The sequence below is a fragment of the Nocardioides sp. genome (assembly GCF_041913365.1).
Lineage (GTDB): Bacteria > Actinomycetota > Actinomycetes > Propionibacteriales > Nocardioidaceae > Nocardioides.
In genome coordinates, this window is record NZ_JAYSFM010000018.1 from 1 (window position 1) to 13,627 (window position 13,627).

16 protein-coding genes are annotated in these 13,627 nt (G+C 71.1%); 9 read left to right on the forward strand and 7 right to left on the reverse strand.

All coding sequences use genetic code 11. The annotated features are described in order from the left end of the window. The first annotated feature begins 340 nt into the window (after positions 1-340). Genes ACE3QY_RS21340 through ACE3QY_RS21355 form a run of 4 tightly spaced genes read left to right on the forward strand, consistent with a single transcriptional unit; the run spans position 341 to position 2,589 of the window. Entirely contained in the window at positions 341-1,141 is an 801-nt protein-coding gene (locus tag ACE3QY_RS21340; protein WP_374458080.1) for a trans-aconitate 2-methyltransferase, read from the forward strand. Beyond that, positions 1,141-1,521: a VOC family protein gene (locus tag ACE3QY_RS21345; RefSeq protein ID WP_374458081.1), complete on the forward strand. Its 381-nt coding sequence runs from the start codon at positions 1,141-1,143 to the stop codon at positions 1,519-1,521. Before ACE3QY_RS21340 ends, ACE3QY_RS21345 begins: the two co-directional genes overlap by 1 nt. 9 nt (positions 1,522-1,530) lie before the next feature. Next, positions 1,531-2,106 (forward strand): hypothetical protein, encoded by a 576-nt coding sequence (locus ACE3QY_RS21350; protein ID WP_374458082.1) that lies wholly within the window; start codon positions 1,531-1,533, stop codon positions 2,104-2,106. Between the two features lie 9 nt (positions 2,107-2,115). Next, positions 2,116-2,589 carry a hotdog fold domain-containing protein gene (locus ACE3QY_RS21355; protein ID WP_374458083.1) on the forward strand — a complete coding sequence of 158 codons (474 nt, stop codon included), beginning with the start codon at positions 2,116-2,118 and terminating at the stop codon, positions 2,587-2,589. Here the strand turns inward: ACE3QY_RS21355 and ACE3QY_RS21360 are convergent. From ACE3QY_RS21360 to ACE3QY_RS21380, 5 genes are all read right to left on the reverse strand, one after another. After that, on the reverse strand, positions 2,586-3,455 hold the full coding sequence (locus ACE3QY_RS21360; protein WP_374458084.1) for an amino acid ABC transporter permease: 870 nt from the start codon (positions 3,453-3,455) through the stop codon (positions 2,586-2,588). The genes ACE3QY_RS21355 and ACE3QY_RS21360 overlap by 4 nt on opposite strands. Beyond that, positions 3,456-4,145 carry an amino acid ABC transporter permease gene (locus ACE3QY_RS21365; RefSeq protein WP_374458085.1) on the reverse strand — a complete coding sequence of 230 codons (690 nt, stop codon included), beginning with the start codon at positions 4,143-4,145 and terminating at the stop codon, positions 3,456-3,458. A gap of 69 nt (positions 4,146-4,214) precedes the next feature. Then, on the reverse strand, positions 4,215-5,105 hold the full coding sequence (locus ACE3QY_RS21370) for a glutamate ABC transporter substrate-binding protein (protein ID WP_374458086.1): 891 nt from the start codon (positions 5,103-5,105) through the stop codon (positions 4,215-4,217). A gap of 81 nt (positions 5,106-5,186) precedes the next feature. Further along, entirely contained in the window at positions 5,187-5,963 is a 777-nt protein-coding gene (locus ACE3QY_RS21375; protein ID WP_374458087.1) for an amino acid ABC transporter ATP-binding protein, read from the reverse strand. A gap of 112 nt (positions 5,964-6,075) precedes the next feature. Then, entirely contained in the window at positions 6,076-6,549 is a 474-nt protein-coding gene (locus ACE3QY_RS21380; protein WP_374458088.1) for a MarR family winged helix-turn-helix transcriptional regulator, read from the reverse strand. A gap of 56 nt (positions 6,550-6,605) precedes the next feature. Here ACE3QY_RS21380 and ACE3QY_RS21385 point away from each other — a divergent pair, with 56 nt between their 5' ends. The 3 genes from ACE3QY_RS21385 to ACE3QY_RS21395 all read left to right on the forward strand — a co-directional run bounded on the left by ACE3QY_RS21385 (position 6,606) and on the right by ACE3QY_RS21395 (position 8,923). After that, positions 6,606-7,565: a glutamate-cysteine ligase family protein gene (locus ACE3QY_RS21385; protein WP_374458089.1), complete on the forward strand. Its 960-nt coding sequence runs from the start codon at positions 6,606-6,608 to the stop codon at positions 7,563-7,565. Then, entirely contained in the window at positions 7,562-8,527 is a 966-nt protein-coding gene (locus tag ACE3QY_RS21390; protein ID WP_374458090.1) for a hypothetical protein, read from the forward strand. The genes ACE3QY_RS21385 and ACE3QY_RS21390 overlap by 4 nt, the downstream gene beginning before the upstream one ends. A gap of 108 nt (positions 8,528-8,635) precedes the next feature. Further along, positions 8,636-8,923, forward strand: coding sequence for an MAPEG family protein (locus ACE3QY_RS21395; RefSeq protein WP_374458091.1), 288 nt, complete (start codon positions 8,636-8,638; stop codon positions 8,921-8,923). On the opposite strand, the gene ACE3QY_RS21400 is transcribed toward ACE3QY_RS21395, so the two are convergent. Together ACE3QY_RS21400 and ACE3QY_RS21405 are read right to left on the reverse strand one after the other, a co-directional pair. Beyond that, positions 8,901-9,425, reverse strand: coding sequence for a 2'-5' RNA ligase family protein (locus tag ACE3QY_RS21400; protein WP_374458092.1), 525 nt, complete (start codon positions 9,423-9,425; stop codon positions 8,901-8,903). The two genes, ACE3QY_RS21395 and ACE3QY_RS21400, sit on opposite strands and share 23 nt — an antisense overlap. A 29-nt stretch (positions 9,426-9,454) precedes the next feature. Further along, on the reverse strand, positions 9,455-10,705 hold the full coding sequence (locus ACE3QY_RS21405) for a family 16 glycosylhydrolase (protein ID WP_374458093.1): 1,251 nt from the start codon (positions 10,703-10,705) through the stop codon (positions 9,455-9,457). Positions 10,706-10,976: 271 nt separating this feature from the next. On the opposite strand from ACE3QY_RS21405, the gene miaB reads away from it, so the two are divergent. Beyond that, positions 10,977-12,479: a tRNA (N6-isopentenyl adenosine(37)-C2)-methylthiotransferase MiaB gene (gene miaB, locus ACE3QY_RS21410; RefSeq protein WP_374458094.1), complete on the forward strand. Its 1,503-nt coding sequence runs from the start codon at positions 10,977-10,979 to the stop codon at positions 12,477-12,479. Between the two features lie 149 nt (positions 12,480-12,628). After that, entirely contained in the window at positions 12,629-13,600 is a 972-nt protein-coding gene (locus tag ACE3QY_RS21415; RefSeq protein WP_374458095.1) for a type IV toxin-antitoxin system AbiEi family antitoxin domain-containing protein, read from the forward strand. Positions 13,601-13,627 lie beyond the last annotated feature (27 nt).

The following is a 13,627-nucleotide window of genomic DNA, read 5'->3' on the forward strand; positions in this document are numbered from 1 at the left end:
CCCACGACTCGATGCCGTGCGCGGTGAAGGCGTCGCGGCGCGCGAGGTCGAGGTGCCGGGAGAGCCGGCTGATGCGGGAGAAGACCTCCACCGGTGCGAGGTCGAGGTCGGCGCGCTCGCGCCCCCACGCCTCGACCAGCTCGTCGACCTCGTCACGCATGGCGGCATTCTGCCAGATCGATCGAGAATCTTGACATCGAGACGAATCGAGGCGAGGGTGGGGAAGTATCTCGACATCAAGACATATCGCCCGGGTAGGTCGGGACGTTCTCGTAGGCGAATCGGTCGTCGCGCCTACGAGAACCTCCCTAACTACCCCCACGGCCGAGGAGGAGCCACCATGAGCCACACCTGGGACCCCGACCGCTACCTCGCGTACGCCGACGAGCGGGGGCGACCGTTCGTCGACCTGCTCGCCCGGGTGCACGCAGAGCGGCCGCGCACCGTGGTCGACCTGGGCTGCGGGCCCGGCAATCTCACCTCGCTCCTGGTCGACCGCTGGCCGGGTGCCGACGTGACCGGCGTCGACAGCAGCCCGGAGATGATCGAGAAGGCCAGCGGGATCGACGGCGTCACCTGGGAGGTCGGCGACCTCCGCGCGTGGGCCGAGCCCGACCCCCTCGCGCTGCGCGCTCCCATCGACGTGCTCGTCTCCAACGCCACGCTCCAGTGGGTGCCCGAGCACCTCGACCTGCTCCCCGGGCTGCTCGACCGGGTCGCGGCCGGCGGCTGGTTCGCCTTCCAGGTCCCGGGCAACTTCGACGAGCCCAGCCACACCACCCGCACGGAGCTCGCCGCGCGCGAGCCGTACGCCACCCACGTCCGCGACGCCCGCGTGCCCACCAGCCACGGCCCGGCCGACTACGCCCGCCTCCTGCTCGACCTGGGCTGCGAGGTCGACGCGTGGGAGACGACGTACCTCCACGTCCTCACCGGCGAGGACCCCGTCTTCCGCTGGGTCTCCGGCACCGGCGCGCGGCCCACGCTGCAGGCGTTGCCCGACGACCTGCGCCCGGACTTCGAGGAGGAGTTCAAGGCGATGCTGCGCGAGGCCTACCCGGCCGACGCGGCGGGCCGGGTGATCCTGCCGTTCCGGCGGATCTTCGTGGTCGCGCAGAAGCCCGACGCGGTGACCGTCTGATGCGCCTCCACCACGTCCAGGTGGCCGTCCCGCCCGGCGGCGAGGACGTCGCCCGGCTCTTCTACGCCGACGGCCTCGGCATGGCCGAGGTCGACAAGCCGGCCGACCTGGTGGCCCGCGGCGGCGCCTGGTTCCGGGCGTACGACGACCACGGCGCCGTCGCTGCCGAGCTGCACGTGGGCGTCGAGGACCCGTTCGCCCCGGCCCGCAAGGCGCACCCGGCCTTCGTCGTCGACGACCTGGGCAAGGTCGTGGCGCGACTGCGCGAGCTCGGCTTCGACGTCGACGAGAGCCAGCGCGACTCGTTCCCTGGCCACGTCCGGTTCCACGCCTTCGACGGCCACGGAAATCGGGTCGAGGTGCTCCAGGTCGCTGACTAGCATCCCCGGATGCCCCTCCTGCTGATCCTCGGACCGCCGGCCGTCGGGAAGATGACGGTCGGCCGCGCCGTCGCGGCGCGGTCGTCGTACCGCCTCTTCCACAACCACCACAGCATCGAGATGCTGCTCGACGTCTTCGACTACGGCACGCCGCCCTTCACGACGCTCAACGCGGAGGTGCGACGCCGGGTGATCGAGGAGGCGGCTGCCGCCGGGACCGACCTGGTCTTCACGTTCGTGATGGGCATGGACGAGGACGCGGAGGCCGACTACCTCGAGCGACTGGTCGAGCCCTACGGCGAGGACGTCGCGCTCGTCGAGCTCGTCGCCGACCTCGACACCCGTCTGGCGCGCAACCGCACGGAGCACCGGCTGGCGGAGAAGAAGTCGAAGCGCGACGTCGAGTGGTCGGACAACAACGTCCGCGAGCTCGAGGCCGACTACCGGATGACCTCGGAACCCGGGCGGGACGCGCCGGGGGAGCGGCTGCTCACGCGCTGGCCGCACCTGGTCATCGACAACACCGACCTGTCCGCCGACGAGACGGCGGAGCGGATACTGGCGTGGCTGGTTACTGACCAGTAATATCGCGGCATGCCTGCTGTCCTCGACCTCTGGAAGAAGACCACCGCGCTGCCCCTGGGCGACCGGGTCTTCTCGCTCGCCTTCAGCCAGAAGGCGCCGTACTTCGCCACGATCCGGCCGCGGTTCACCGTCATCGAGCCCGACCACGCCGAGCTGGTGATCACCAAGCGGCGCCGCGTGCACAACCACATCGGCACCGTGCACGCGATCGCGCTGTGCAACGGCCTCGAGGCGGCCATGGGTGCGCTCGCCGAGTCGACGATCCCGCGCGACCGCCGCTGGATCCCCAAGGGCATGGAGGTCGCCTACACCGCCAAGGCCGACTCCGACATCACCTGCATCGCCGAGACCGACCCGGAGCAGTGGACCGCCGAGCTCGGTGAGGGGTACGACCTGCCCGTGCGGGTGCGCGGCGTGCGCACCGACGGGACGGTCGTGGTCGAGGGCGAGATCCGGCTCTGGATCTCCCCGCGGAAGAACTAGATGATGCCGGTGCTGCGGTCGGACTGGGCCTCGCCCACCATCGGCACGTCGAGCACCTTCTTCTCGCCGACGAACTTGCGCTGCACCCAGGTGGCGAGCAGCGTCAGCAGCAGGTTCACCACGACGTAGATCGCCGTGATCACGATGATCGTCGGCACGTGGTTGCCGAACTGCTGGTAGATCGGCTTGGCGATGCGGGTGAGGCCGAGGCCGGCGATCGCGTAGCCCAGGCTGGTGTCCTTCAGCGCCACGACCATCTGGCTGATGATCGCCGGGATCATGATCTTCACGGCCTGGGGGAGCAGCACGATCGTCATGACCTGCGTCTTGCGCATGCCGATGGCGTACGCCGCCTCGGCCTGGCCCCGCGGCACCGCGTTGATGCCCGCGCGGAACACCTCCGCGAGCACGGCGCCGTTGTAGAGGGTGAGGGCCATGACGACGGACCAGTAGGTCCGCCGGCTCAGCTCGTCGACGCCGCCGAAGATCGCGTAGAAGCAGAAGATCATCAGCATGATGACCGGGACGGCCCGGAAGAACTCGACGACCAGCCAGCACGGCCACCGGACCCACCGGTGGTCGGACAGCTTGCCGACGCCGAAGAGGACACCGAAGACCAGCGCGCCGATGACGGCGCTGAACGCCATCTGCAGCGTGACGAGCAGGCCGTCGACGATGATCGCCTCGATGTAGCGCGGGGTGAGGAACGGCTCCCACTTGTCGTACTCGAGCTGGCCCGTCTCGTTGAGCCGCCACACGACCCAGGCAGCGAGGGCGACGATCGCGACGGCGGTGGCGATGCCGTAGGTGCGGTGACGGGCGCGGGTGGCGGGCCCGGGTGCGTCGAAGAGGACTCCGGCACTCATTCAGGCCACCTTCCATCGGCGCTCGAGCCTCGAGGAGAAGAACGAGATGACCTCGACGAGGATGATGTAGCCGAGCGCGAAGCAGATGAAGATGCCCCAGCGCTGGTCGGCGTAGTCGTTGGTGAAGCCCTTCATCCGGCCCACCGCCTCGATCACGCCGAAGACGCCGGCGACCGAGGTGTTCTTGAGCAGCGCGATCAGGGTGCTGGCCAGCGGCGGCACCGACGCGCGGAACGCCTGCGGCAGCACGACCTGGCTCATCACCCCGCCGAAGGGCAGGCCGATCGCGCGGGCGGCCTCGGCCTGGCCCAGCGGGACCGCGTTGACACCGGCCCGGATGGCCTCGCAGATGAAGGCCGCTGTGTAGAGGCTGAGCGCCGCGGCGGCGGCGCTGAAGAACGAGGTGAAGTCGAAGGGGCCGATGTGGATGTCGACCCACGTGAAGCGGAGGAACTCGAAGATCTTGCCCACCCCGAGCTGGAAGAACAGGAAGATCATCACGAGCGGGGTGTTGCGGACGAGGGTGACGTACGCGGTGCCGAAGCCACGCAGGACCGAGACCGGACCGACGCGCATCGCGGCCAGGACGGTGCCCAGCACGAGGGACAGCACGGCCGAGACCAGGAACAGGAAGATCGTGTAGCCGAAGGCCCTCAGCACGAGGTCGAAGTTGTCCAGGACGGCGTTCACGCCACTCCTCTCCTCAGACGGGCCGCGGCCCGGGCCCGTCGGTGACGGGCCCGGACCGGACCGTGGTGGTTACTCGCAGGGGTCCATCTCGGGGAGCTCGGGCACCTCGACGCCCGAGGGGCCGAGCGTGGCGTTGAACGCCTCCTCGTAGGTGCCGTCGTCGTAGGCCTCGGTGATCGTGTCGACGATCCACTGGCACATCTCGGGACGGTCCTTGGAGTAGCCGACGCCGATGCGCTCCTCGGAGAACTGGTCGCCGACGACCTTCAGCTCGCCCTCGTTCTGCGCGGCGTAGCCGGCGAGGATCGTGCCGTCGGTGGACATCGCGGAGACGGTGCCGTCGAGCACCTTCTCCACGCACTCGGAGTAGGTGTCGAAGCCCACCGGCTTGGCGCCCTCGGCCTCGATGTTGTCGAGCGAGGTCGAACCCGTCACCGAGCAGACCTCCTCGCCCTTGACGTCGGCCACGGACTCGATGTCGCTGTCCGCCGCGACCAGCAGCTGCTGGCCGGTGACGAGGTAGGGGCCGGCCTGGCCGACGACCGCGCGGCGCTCGTCGGTGATGGAGTACGACGCCAGCACGATGTCGACGGTGCCGTCCTCGAGGAAGGGCTCACGGTTGTCGGAGATCGTCTCGACGTACTCGACCTTGCTGGTGTCCTCCGGGTCGATGCCGAGGCTGGCCACGAGCACCTTGGCCATCTCGACGTCGAAGCCGGTCGGGATGTCGGACGCGGCGTCCTTGAAGCCGAGTCCGGGCTGGTCGAACTTCACGCCGACCTTGATGGTGCCGGCGTCGGCCAGCTCCTTCATGCGAGTGCCGTCGTCGAACTCGGAGCCGGCGTCCTCAGCGACGTCGACGTCCGGGCCCTCGCTGTCCTCGCCGGCGTCGCCGCAGGCGGCCAGTGACAGGGCCAACCCCGCCGCGGCGACCAGCGCCTTGGTCCTGGTGAATCTCATCCTTGCTCTCCTTCGTGTCGCGGCCCGAGGCCGACTGTGGGGTTCCTGGGGATGGATGGTGATGTCCCGAGACTGTGGTCCTCAGTGCTTGAGGATCTTGCCGAGGAAGTCCTTCGCGCGGTCCGACCGCGGGTTGGTGAAGAACTCCTCGGGGGTGTTCTCCTCGACGATCGCGCCGTCGGCCATGAACACGACGCGGTCGGCGGCGGTGCGCGCGAAGCCCATCTCGTGGGTGACCACGACCATGGTCATGCCCTGCTGCGCGAGGTCGACCATGACGTCGAGGACCTCCTTGATCATCTCCGGGTCGAGCGCGGAGGTGGGCTCGTCGAAGAGCATCACCTTCGGCTCCATGGCCAGGGCGCGGGCGATCGCCACCCGCTGCTGCTGGCCGCCGGAGAGCTGCGCGGGGTACTTCTCGGCCTGGTGGCCCACCCCGACGCGGTCGAGGAGCTCGCGCGCCTTCTTCTCCGCCGCCTCCTTCTTCACCCCGCGGACCTTGATCGGGCCGAGGGTGACGTTCTCCAGGATCGTCTTGTGGGCGAAGAGGTTGAAGCTCTGGAACACCATGCCGACCTCGGCGCGCAGCGCGGCGAGGGCCTTGCCCTCCTGCGGCAGCGGCTGCCCGTCGAGGGTGATCGTGCCCTCGTCGATGGTCTCGAGGCGGTTGATGGTGCGGCACAGGGTCGACTTGCCCGACCCCGACGGACCGATCACCACGACGACCTCACCGCGGGCGACGGACAGCTCGATGTCCTTGAGGGCGTGCAGCTGCCCGAAGTGCTTCTGGACGCCGCTCAGCACGACGAGGGGCTCGCCCCGGCCGGCGCTGACAGGGCGCGATTCCTGCGCGGTCATAGGTGGAACCTATCTGCAGGTGGTCCCCTTGGGCCATGCACCCTGACCCGGACGGGCCATCACGAACTGGTGACGATTCCCCGGGACGTGCGGTGGCGACAGGTCGGGCCGATCAGTCGCCGTCGTCCGCGGTCGCCTCCTCCGCGTCCTCCTCGAGGATGCGGACCATGCCCTCCAGGACTCGTCGGGCCGTCTCGTAGTCCTCCCGGCCGAACTCCCGCACGAAGCGCTCCTCCACGTCGAGGATGTGCTGGAGCCCGCCGCGGGTGAACTCGCGGCCGTGCTCGGTGAAGGTGACGATCTTGGCCCGACCGTCCGTCGGGTCGGGCTGCATCTCGAGCAGGTCGAGGTCGACCAGCTCGCGGACCACCTCGCCCATGGACTGCCGGGTGATGCCGGCCCGGGTGGCCATGTCGGACGCCCGGGCGCCGCTGAGCGGCAGGGTGGCGAAGACGTCGTTGTGCGCCTGCCGGATGAAGGTGTAGCCGCGCCGGTGCGCCTCGCGCAGCATGTCCGCGCGCATCCCCCGGAGGGCGCGGCCCAGGAGGCCGATCATCGGCTTGCGGTCGATCTGGGGCATTGACATCTGTAAGGAAACCTTCCAATATATCGACAGGCATCCTTACATTATCAGGAGTCGTCATGGTCGCACCGTCCGTCGTCGCCCCGCTCTTCGCCCGCAGCGCCTCCCGCCGCACCGGCGTCGCCGTCGAGCAGGAGCTGCTCGCCCGGGACGGGTCAGGAGCCTCGACCTCGATCGACTGGATCCGCGCCGTCGCCGCGCGATCGTCGTACGCACCCTTCCTCGGGTTCGAGCCGGGCGGCCAGGTCGAGCTGAGCCTCCCGGTGGCCCCCGACGCGGCACGCCTCGGAGCGGACCTGTGCGCCGCGGTCACGGCGCTGCGGGCCGACTGCGACCGCATCGGTGTCCAGCTGTGGGCCGAGCCGCTCGACCCGCGCCCGGTCGAGGAGGTGCCGCTCCAGCTGGTCTCGCCGCGCTACCTCGCGATGCAGCGGCACTTCGACACGATCGGGCCGGCCGGGCGACGGATGATGCGCACCACCGCGTCCACGCAGGTGTGCCTGGACTGGTGGCCGGGCCGCGCCGGCCTCGAGCAGTGGCGTGTGCTCCAGCTCGCCGGGCCGTTCCTGGCGGCGGCCTACGCCCGCAGCACCGGCCCGGGGTCGCGGCTCGCCACGTGGCTCGAGGTCGACCCGGCGCGCACGGCCTTCGACGACCGGTTGCTGCACGGCGACCCGGTCCGGGCCTACGCCGACTTCGCGGCCGGGGCGACGGTCTTCGTCGAGGGTGGGCCGGTCACGCACCTGACGACCTTGTTCCCGCCGGTGCGTCCGCGTGGCCGCTACCTCGAGGTGCGCTTCCTGGACGCGCAGCCCGAGGAGGACGTCGCCGAGGTCGCTGCCGCCCTCGCCGCGCTGGCGTACGACGACGCCCGCCGCGCGCGCACCCTGGCCCGCCTCGCGGGCGAGGGCCCCGCGCTCGCGGAGCACTGGCGGGCGGCGGCGCTGGGGGACCCGGACACCGCCGCGGTCGGGCACGAGCTGGTGCGCGACGTCCCGGCGCTGGGCGGCGCGGCATGAACCTCCTCGTGGTCACGGACCCGCTGGCCGGCCTGGCCGCTGACATCGACGCGTGCATCGGCCTGATGGCCGCGGCGCAGGCCCACGGGGCCGCGGTGTGGACGTGCCGGCCCGAGGACCTGTCCGTGCGGGACGGCCGGGTCCGTGCCGCGGCAGTCCGGATCGTGCTCCGGGGACGGCGACGGGGGCGGGACCACCGCTGGCTGGTCGAGGCGCCGTGGTGGGACCAGGTCGGGCAGGGTGTGCTCGACCTCGCCGGCGACGTCGACCTCGTGCTGCTCCGCATCGACCCGCCGGTGGACGGGCGCTACCTCCACACCACCTACCTCCTCGACCTCGTCGAGGCGGCCGGCGTGCGGGTGGTCAACCGCCCGGCAGGGATCCGGGCCCTGCACGAGAAGCTGGTGGCGCTGCGGTTCCCGGAGCTGTGCCCACCCACCCTGGTCAGCGCCGACCCCGTCGCCGTACGCGCCTTCGTCGGGGACGTCGGGGTCGCCGTGCTCAAGCCGGTCGACGGCTTCGCGGGCAGCGACGTGTGGCTCGTCCAGGACGACGCGGGAGCGACCGCGCTGGTCGAGTCGGCGACCCGGGCGGGCGCACGCCACGTCATCGCGCAGGCCTACCTGCCGGACGTGGCCCGGGGCAACAAGCGACTCTTCCTGCTCGACGGCGAGGTCGTCGGCGCCGTGCTGCGCCGACCCGGGCCCGAGGACTTCCGCATCGGCGCCCCCGTCGCCCCGGCCGACCTCGACGACGACGACCGGCGCATCGTCGCCGCCGTCGGGCCGCTGCTCGTGGAGCACGGCCTGGCCCTCGCCGGGATCGACGTGATCGCCGGGCGGCTGATCGAGGTCAACGTGACCTGCGCCGGCGGCATGCACAAGACCGACGCCCTCCTGGGCACCGACCTCAGCGGCGCCATCGTGCGCCGGCTCCTCCACCCCGAAAGGCACATCGCATGAACACCGTCGTCATCACCTGCATCGCCGTCATGGGCGCCCTCGTCTTCGGGCTCGGCGCGAACGTCACCCGCCACCGCGCCATCCGGGGGGGCCAACGGCGGCCCGCAGATGCCCACCGACCCGGCGGACCGGCTGCTGATCGCCCAGCGCGCCCACGGCAACGCCACGGAGTACGTCCCGACCCTCATCGGGCTGCTCATCGTCTGTTCGACCCTGACCGACGGGTGGTGGCTCGACGTCCTCGCCGTCGCGGCCACGACCGCTCGCGTCGTCCACGCCTACGGCATGCTGCGCGCCACGTCGCTCGCCGACCACGGGCCGGTGCGCGACACCGGGGCGCTGCTGACGTACGTCACCGGTCTCGCGCTCGGCGTCACCGCGGTGCTGGCGGTGTAGACCCGGCGAGGGTGCGTACGACACTGGCGTCGGGGTCCCAGCGGCGCAGGGTGTCCAGCCGCAGCACGACGTCCGCGTGCCCGAGCACCGCCAGTGCGGCGGGGACGTCGGCCCGCGGGATCCGGCGGCCCAGCGTGACGTGCGGGAGCCAGCCGGGGTGCTGGGTGTCGTCCACCTCGCGCCGCAGGTCGAGCACTGCCCGGACGACCTCGTCCGGTACGTCGACCAGCCGGGCGACGGTGACCCGCGAGCCACCGAGGAGCGCGACGCCGGCGACGCGCACCTCGACCGGGAGCAGCGGCGCCAGCAGCGCCAGGGCACGTTCGTCGTCGTCCGGTCCCAGCGCCGGTGCCGTGACCAGCGTCAGGTGCGGGCCGTTGGTGGTGCCGCGGTGGTCGAGCTGGGAGGGGAGGCCGGCGTCGTGGAGCGCCTGCCAGTCACGGCGTACGGACTCGTCACCCGCAGCGTCCGGCAGCAGCTCGAGGGCGTGCAGTCGCGGCATCCCGCGAGCCTAGAGGCGACGAGTGGGCCTCAGGCCGCCTTGCGGCCGCGGGTGACGCGGGCCGACTCGCGGGAGGTGGCGTCGAAGACCCGCACCCAGTCGACCTGGGCGGTGTCGCCCAGCTCGCCGGAGGTGAGCTCGTTGAGCTCGTAGTCCGAGGTGAGGTTGGAGAGCACCAGGTACTGCATGGACTGCGACACGGCCTGGGTCTCGCGGTAGTACTCGCGGCCGTCGACCCGGAAGATGTACTCGGTCGGGGTCCACTCGACGGAGAACACGTGGAACTCGTCCCACCAGTTGCGGCGGCTGCTGGTGAGGGCGTTGCGGGTGGAGCGGAAGAAGTCGCCGTGGCTGACCTTCTGCCAGTTGGCCTCGTAGTAGTGGACGTGCGAGCCGATGGACTCGGTGCCGCGGCCCGTCTCGCCGAAGAACTCCATCACGTCGATCTCCGTGCCCATGGCGGGGACGCCATCGGTGTACTTGGTGCCGCTGGGCAGCAGCCAGAAGCCGGAGTGCATGCCCTTGGCGCGCTGCGGCTTGATGCGGGCCGCGACGATGCCGTGCTGGAAGAAGCGGGTGTACTCGGTGGCGACCTGGCTGTTCAGCAGGTAGGGGCTGGTGCCCGACGCGCGGGTGCTGGTCCAGCTGCACGGCTGGCCGAGGCGGGCCGGGTCGAGCGCGACGCCGAGCTGGAGGACGCCGCCACCGACGCGGCGCGCGGACGGGTCGACGCGGGCGCAGGTGCGGGGGGCGTACACGCTCTCGTGCTCGCGCTTCTGGTCGTTCCAGACCGCCGGGTCGAGGGTGGTGCCGGAGAAGGTGTCCTCGAACTCGGGCGTCCAGCGGGTGGTGGTGACCGACCCGGAGGTCCAGGTGCGACCGCCCGAGGTGGAGGAGGCGCGGTAGGTTCCGGCGCCGGGCGCGAAGGCGGCCGAGCCCCAGGCGTCCTCGGTGGCCGTCGCGACGACCTTCCAGTCGCCGCGGACCTTCTTCTCGAGCACCACCTTCTCGCCGGGACGGGCGGGCTCGAACGTCGCGACGAGGGTGCCGTTGTCGGAGGGCGCCGCCGGCGAGGTGCCGGGCTGCACGATCGGGGGCAGCGAGGCGAGGGTCGCGGTGACGGTGGAGCGCTTGGCGCGCTTCTTGGCGTGCACCGAGTCGGCCGCGTGGGCATCGAGAGGCAGGAGCATGATCAACAACGCGGTAACGACGACCGTCAGGGCGGCAGCGCGAGCGCGCTGGAGGTTCTCCGACCGGCTGATCCTGCTCTGAAGCTGCATCCGTGCACTCCCCACCGTGACCGGTGAACACAGGCTTTGACCACATCCGTGTGGACCCGTGTTACCGCTTTGTTGACTTCAGCAGCGATCTTGGGCGCCGACCTGAGGGAAATGTAAGGATTCCGAGCAGTAATCCTCCAAAGTGCCCACTGGTCTAGTCAGTTCGGACTACGTCGTTGACCGATCGGTGGGGTCCGAAACTCGTAGGCGGGCGTCGGCGGTCGGCGCCGGATCCACTCGATTCCTGCCGCCGCCGTACCCTTGATCGGTCATGAGCGCACTCCCCGAAGCCCCCGCCCGCACCTACGAGGTCAAGACCCACGGGTGCCAGATGAACGTGCACGACTCCGAGCGGCTCAGCGGGCTGCTGGAGGACGCCGGCTACGTCCGCGCCGACGACGGCGAGCAGGCCGACGTGGTCGTGTTCAACACCTGCGCGGTGCGGGAGAACGCCGACAACAAGCTCTACGGCAACCTCGGCCACCTCGCGCCCGTGAAGGCGAAGAAGCCGGGCATGCAGATCGCCGTCGGCGGCTGCCTGGCGCAGAAGGACCGCGACACCATCACGACGAGGGCGCCGTGGGTCGACGTCGTCTTCGGCACCCACAACATCGGCTCCCTGCCGGTGCTGCTCGAGCGGGCGCGGGTGCAGGAAGAGGCCCAGGTCGAGATCCTGGAGTCCCTCTCGGTCTTCCCGTCCACGCTGCCCACCAAGCGCGAGTCGGCGTACGCCGCCTGGGTGTCGATCTCGGTCGGGTGCAACAACACCTGCACGTTCTGCATCGTCCCGTCGCTGCGCGGCAAGGAGAAGGACCGCCGGCCCGGCGAGATCCTCGCCGAGGTCGAGGCGCTGGTGGCGGAGGGCGTCACCGAGATCACCCTGCTCGGGCAGAACGTCAACGCCTACGGCGTCGAGTTCGGCGACCGCCAGGCGTTCTCCAAGCTGCTGCGCGCGTGCGGCTCGGTGCCCGGCCTGGAGCGGGTGCGCTTCACCTCGCCGCACCCGGCGGAGTTCACCGACGACGTGATCGAGGCGATGGCCGCCACCCCCAACGTCATGCCGTCGCTGCACATGCCGCTGCAGTCCGGGTCGGACAAGGTGCTGCGCGACATGCGCCGGTCCTACCGGCAGTCGAAGTACCTCGGGATCATCGAGCGGGTGCGAGCGGCGATCCCCGACGCGGCGATCACGACCGACATCATCGTCGGCTTCCCCGGCGAGACCGAGGAGGACTTCCAGGCCACGCTCGACGTCGTCCGCGCGGCGCGCTTCTCGGCTGCCTTCACCTTCCAGTACTCCAAGCGCCCCGGCACCCCCGCCGCCGAGCTCGAGGACCAGGTCCCGGCCGACGTCGTCAAGGACCGCTACCAGCGCCTCGTCGAGGTCGTCGAGGAGATCTCCTGGGCCGAGAACAAGACCCTCGTCGGCCGCACCGTCGAGCTGATGGTGGCCGAGGGCGAGGGCCGCAAGGACCTTGCGACGAAGCGCCTGTCCGGGCGCGCGCCCGACAACCGGCTCGTGCACTTCGCGGCCGACTTCTCCTCGGTCGCCGAGGACTCCGTCCGCCCCGGTGACATGGTGACCGTCGAGATCACCTACGCCGCACCCCACCACCTCGTCGCCGACGGCGCCGTCCGGTCCGTACGCCGCACCCGCGCCGGCGACGCCTGGGAGCGGCGTACGTCCGCACCGCCCGCCTCCGCCTCCGTCGGCCTCGGCATGCCCGCCGTCGGGGTGCCCGCGCCCCTGCCTCCCGCGCCCGCCTGCGGCTGACCTCGTCTCGGTTTCCCCGGCTGACCGGGGAAACCGAAAGACGGTGGAGTCCTGAAGCCGCCAGGCAGCTCGAGTGCTCCACGATCTGGTTGTCCACAGGATGCGGCGGATGGGTCGCGATGACCTCGGCGATCCGGGATGGTCGACGGGTGGAGCAGCTCGCGAAGATTCTCGCCAACCAGTCCGGGGTGGTCTCGCGACGGCAGGCGCTCAGCCTCGGGCTCGAGCCGCACGACCTGCGAAGACTCGTGCGGCGGCGTGACCTGACACCACTCTTCCCCGGGACGTTCGTCGACCACACCGGCGTGCCGACCTGGATCCAGCGGGCGTGGGCGGCGGTGCTGTTCTGTGCGCCGCGCGAGCCGGACGTCGACTGCCTCGGCTCCGCGCTCGCGGGCCGGTCCGCGGTCCGCGCGGCTGACGGTCCCGGGCGCGGTGAGGAGGACGGACCGGTGGTCGTCGCTATCGCTCGAGATCGCCGGCTTGTCGCGCCCAGCGGGATCACCGTCGTGAGGACCTACGGGCTCGACGAGCGCGTGCAGTGGAACCTCGGCCCACCGCGGATGCGCTACGACGAGGCGGCGCTCGACGTCGCGCTTGCGTGTGCGGGCGAGCTGGACGCCGTCGGAGCGATCGCGCGTGCGGTCCAGGGGCGGCACACCACGGCGCGCCGCATGCAGGACGCCCTGACCCGTCGGAGCCGCGCTCCTCGTCGCGCCTTCCTGGAAGCCGTGCTGGCGGACGTGGCCGCCGGCTCGTGCTCGGTCCTGGAGCGCGAGTACCTCGAGCGCGTCGTACGTCCGCACCGTCTCCCGGTCGGGCAACGGCAGCTGCCTGACGGGACGCTGAGCGGCGTCGTCTACCGCGACACTGCGCTCGGCGAGGTGCTGGTCGAGCTCGACGGCCGGCTGTTCCACGACACGGCGGAGCAACGCGACCACGACCACGAGCGTGACCTCGACGCGGCCGTCGAAGGGCTCGGCACGGTCCGACTGACGTGGGGGCAGGTGGTGGGCCGGCCCTGCTGCACCGCGGCCAAGCTCTCGAGGATCCTCGTCCGCGCGGGCTGGCCCCACGGGAGGCCGTGCGGCACCAGCTGCGGGTGGCTCGCGGCCGCCTGACCTGCGAGATCGTGGAGCCCTGAGGTC

Coding starts and splice junctions, on each gene's coding strand:
- ACE3QY_RS21355 (WP_374458083.1), top strand. CDS start 2,116: ATGCCTGCTGTCCTCGACCTCTGGAAGAAGACCACCGCGCTGCCCCTG.
- ACE3QY_RS21390 (WP_374458090.1), top strand. CDS start 7,562: ATGAACCTCCTCGTGGTCACGGACCCGCTGGCCGGCCTGGCCGCTGAC.
- ACE3QY_RS21380 (WP_374458088.1), bottom strand. CDS start 6,549: ATGTCAATGCCCCAGATCGACCGCAAGCCGATGATCGGCCTCCTGGGC.
- ACE3QY_RS21385 (WP_374458089.1), top strand. CDS start 6,606: ATGGTCGCACCGTCCGTCGTCGCCCCGCTCTTCGCCCGCAGCGCCTCC.
- ACE3QY_RS21400 (WP_374458092.1), bottom strand. CDS start 9,425: ATGCCGCGACTGCACGCCCTCGAGCTGCTGCCGGACGCTGCGGGTGAC.
- ACE3QY_RS21340 (WP_374458080.1), top strand. CDS start 341: ATGAGCCACACCTGGGACCCCGACCGCTACCTCGCGTACGCCGACGAG.
- ACE3QY_RS21345 (WP_374458081.1), top strand. CDS start 1,141: ATGCGCCTCCACCACGTCCAGGTGGCCGTCCCGCCCGGCGGCGAGGAC.
- miaB (WP_374458094.1), top strand. CDS start 10,977: ATGAGCGCACTCCCCGAAGCCCCCGCCCGCACCTACGAGGTCAAGACC.
- ACE3QY_RS21370 (WP_374458086.1), bottom strand. CDS start 5,105: ATGAGATTCACCAGGACCAAGGCGCTGGTCGCCGCGGCGGGGTTGGCC.
- ACE3QY_RS21375 (WP_374458087.1), bottom strand. CDS start 5,963: ATGACCGCGCAGGAATCGCGCCCTGTCAGCGCCGGCCGGGGCGAGCCC.
- ACE3QY_RS21405 (WP_374458093.1), bottom strand. CDS start 10,705: ATGCAGCTTCAGAGCAGGATCAGCCGGTCGGAGAACCTCCAGCGCGCT.
- ACE3QY_RS21395 (WP_374458091.1), top strand. CDS start 8,636: ATGCCCACCGACCCGGCGGACCGGCTGCTGATCGCCCAGCGCGCCCAC.
- ACE3QY_RS21360 (WP_374458084.1), bottom strand. CDS start 3,455: ATGAGTGCCGGAGTCCTCTTCGACGCACCCGGGCCCGCCACCCGCGCC.
- ACE3QY_RS21350 (WP_374458082.1), top strand. CDS start 1,531: ATGCCCCTCCTGCTGATCCTCGGACCGCCGGCCGTCGGGAAGATGACG.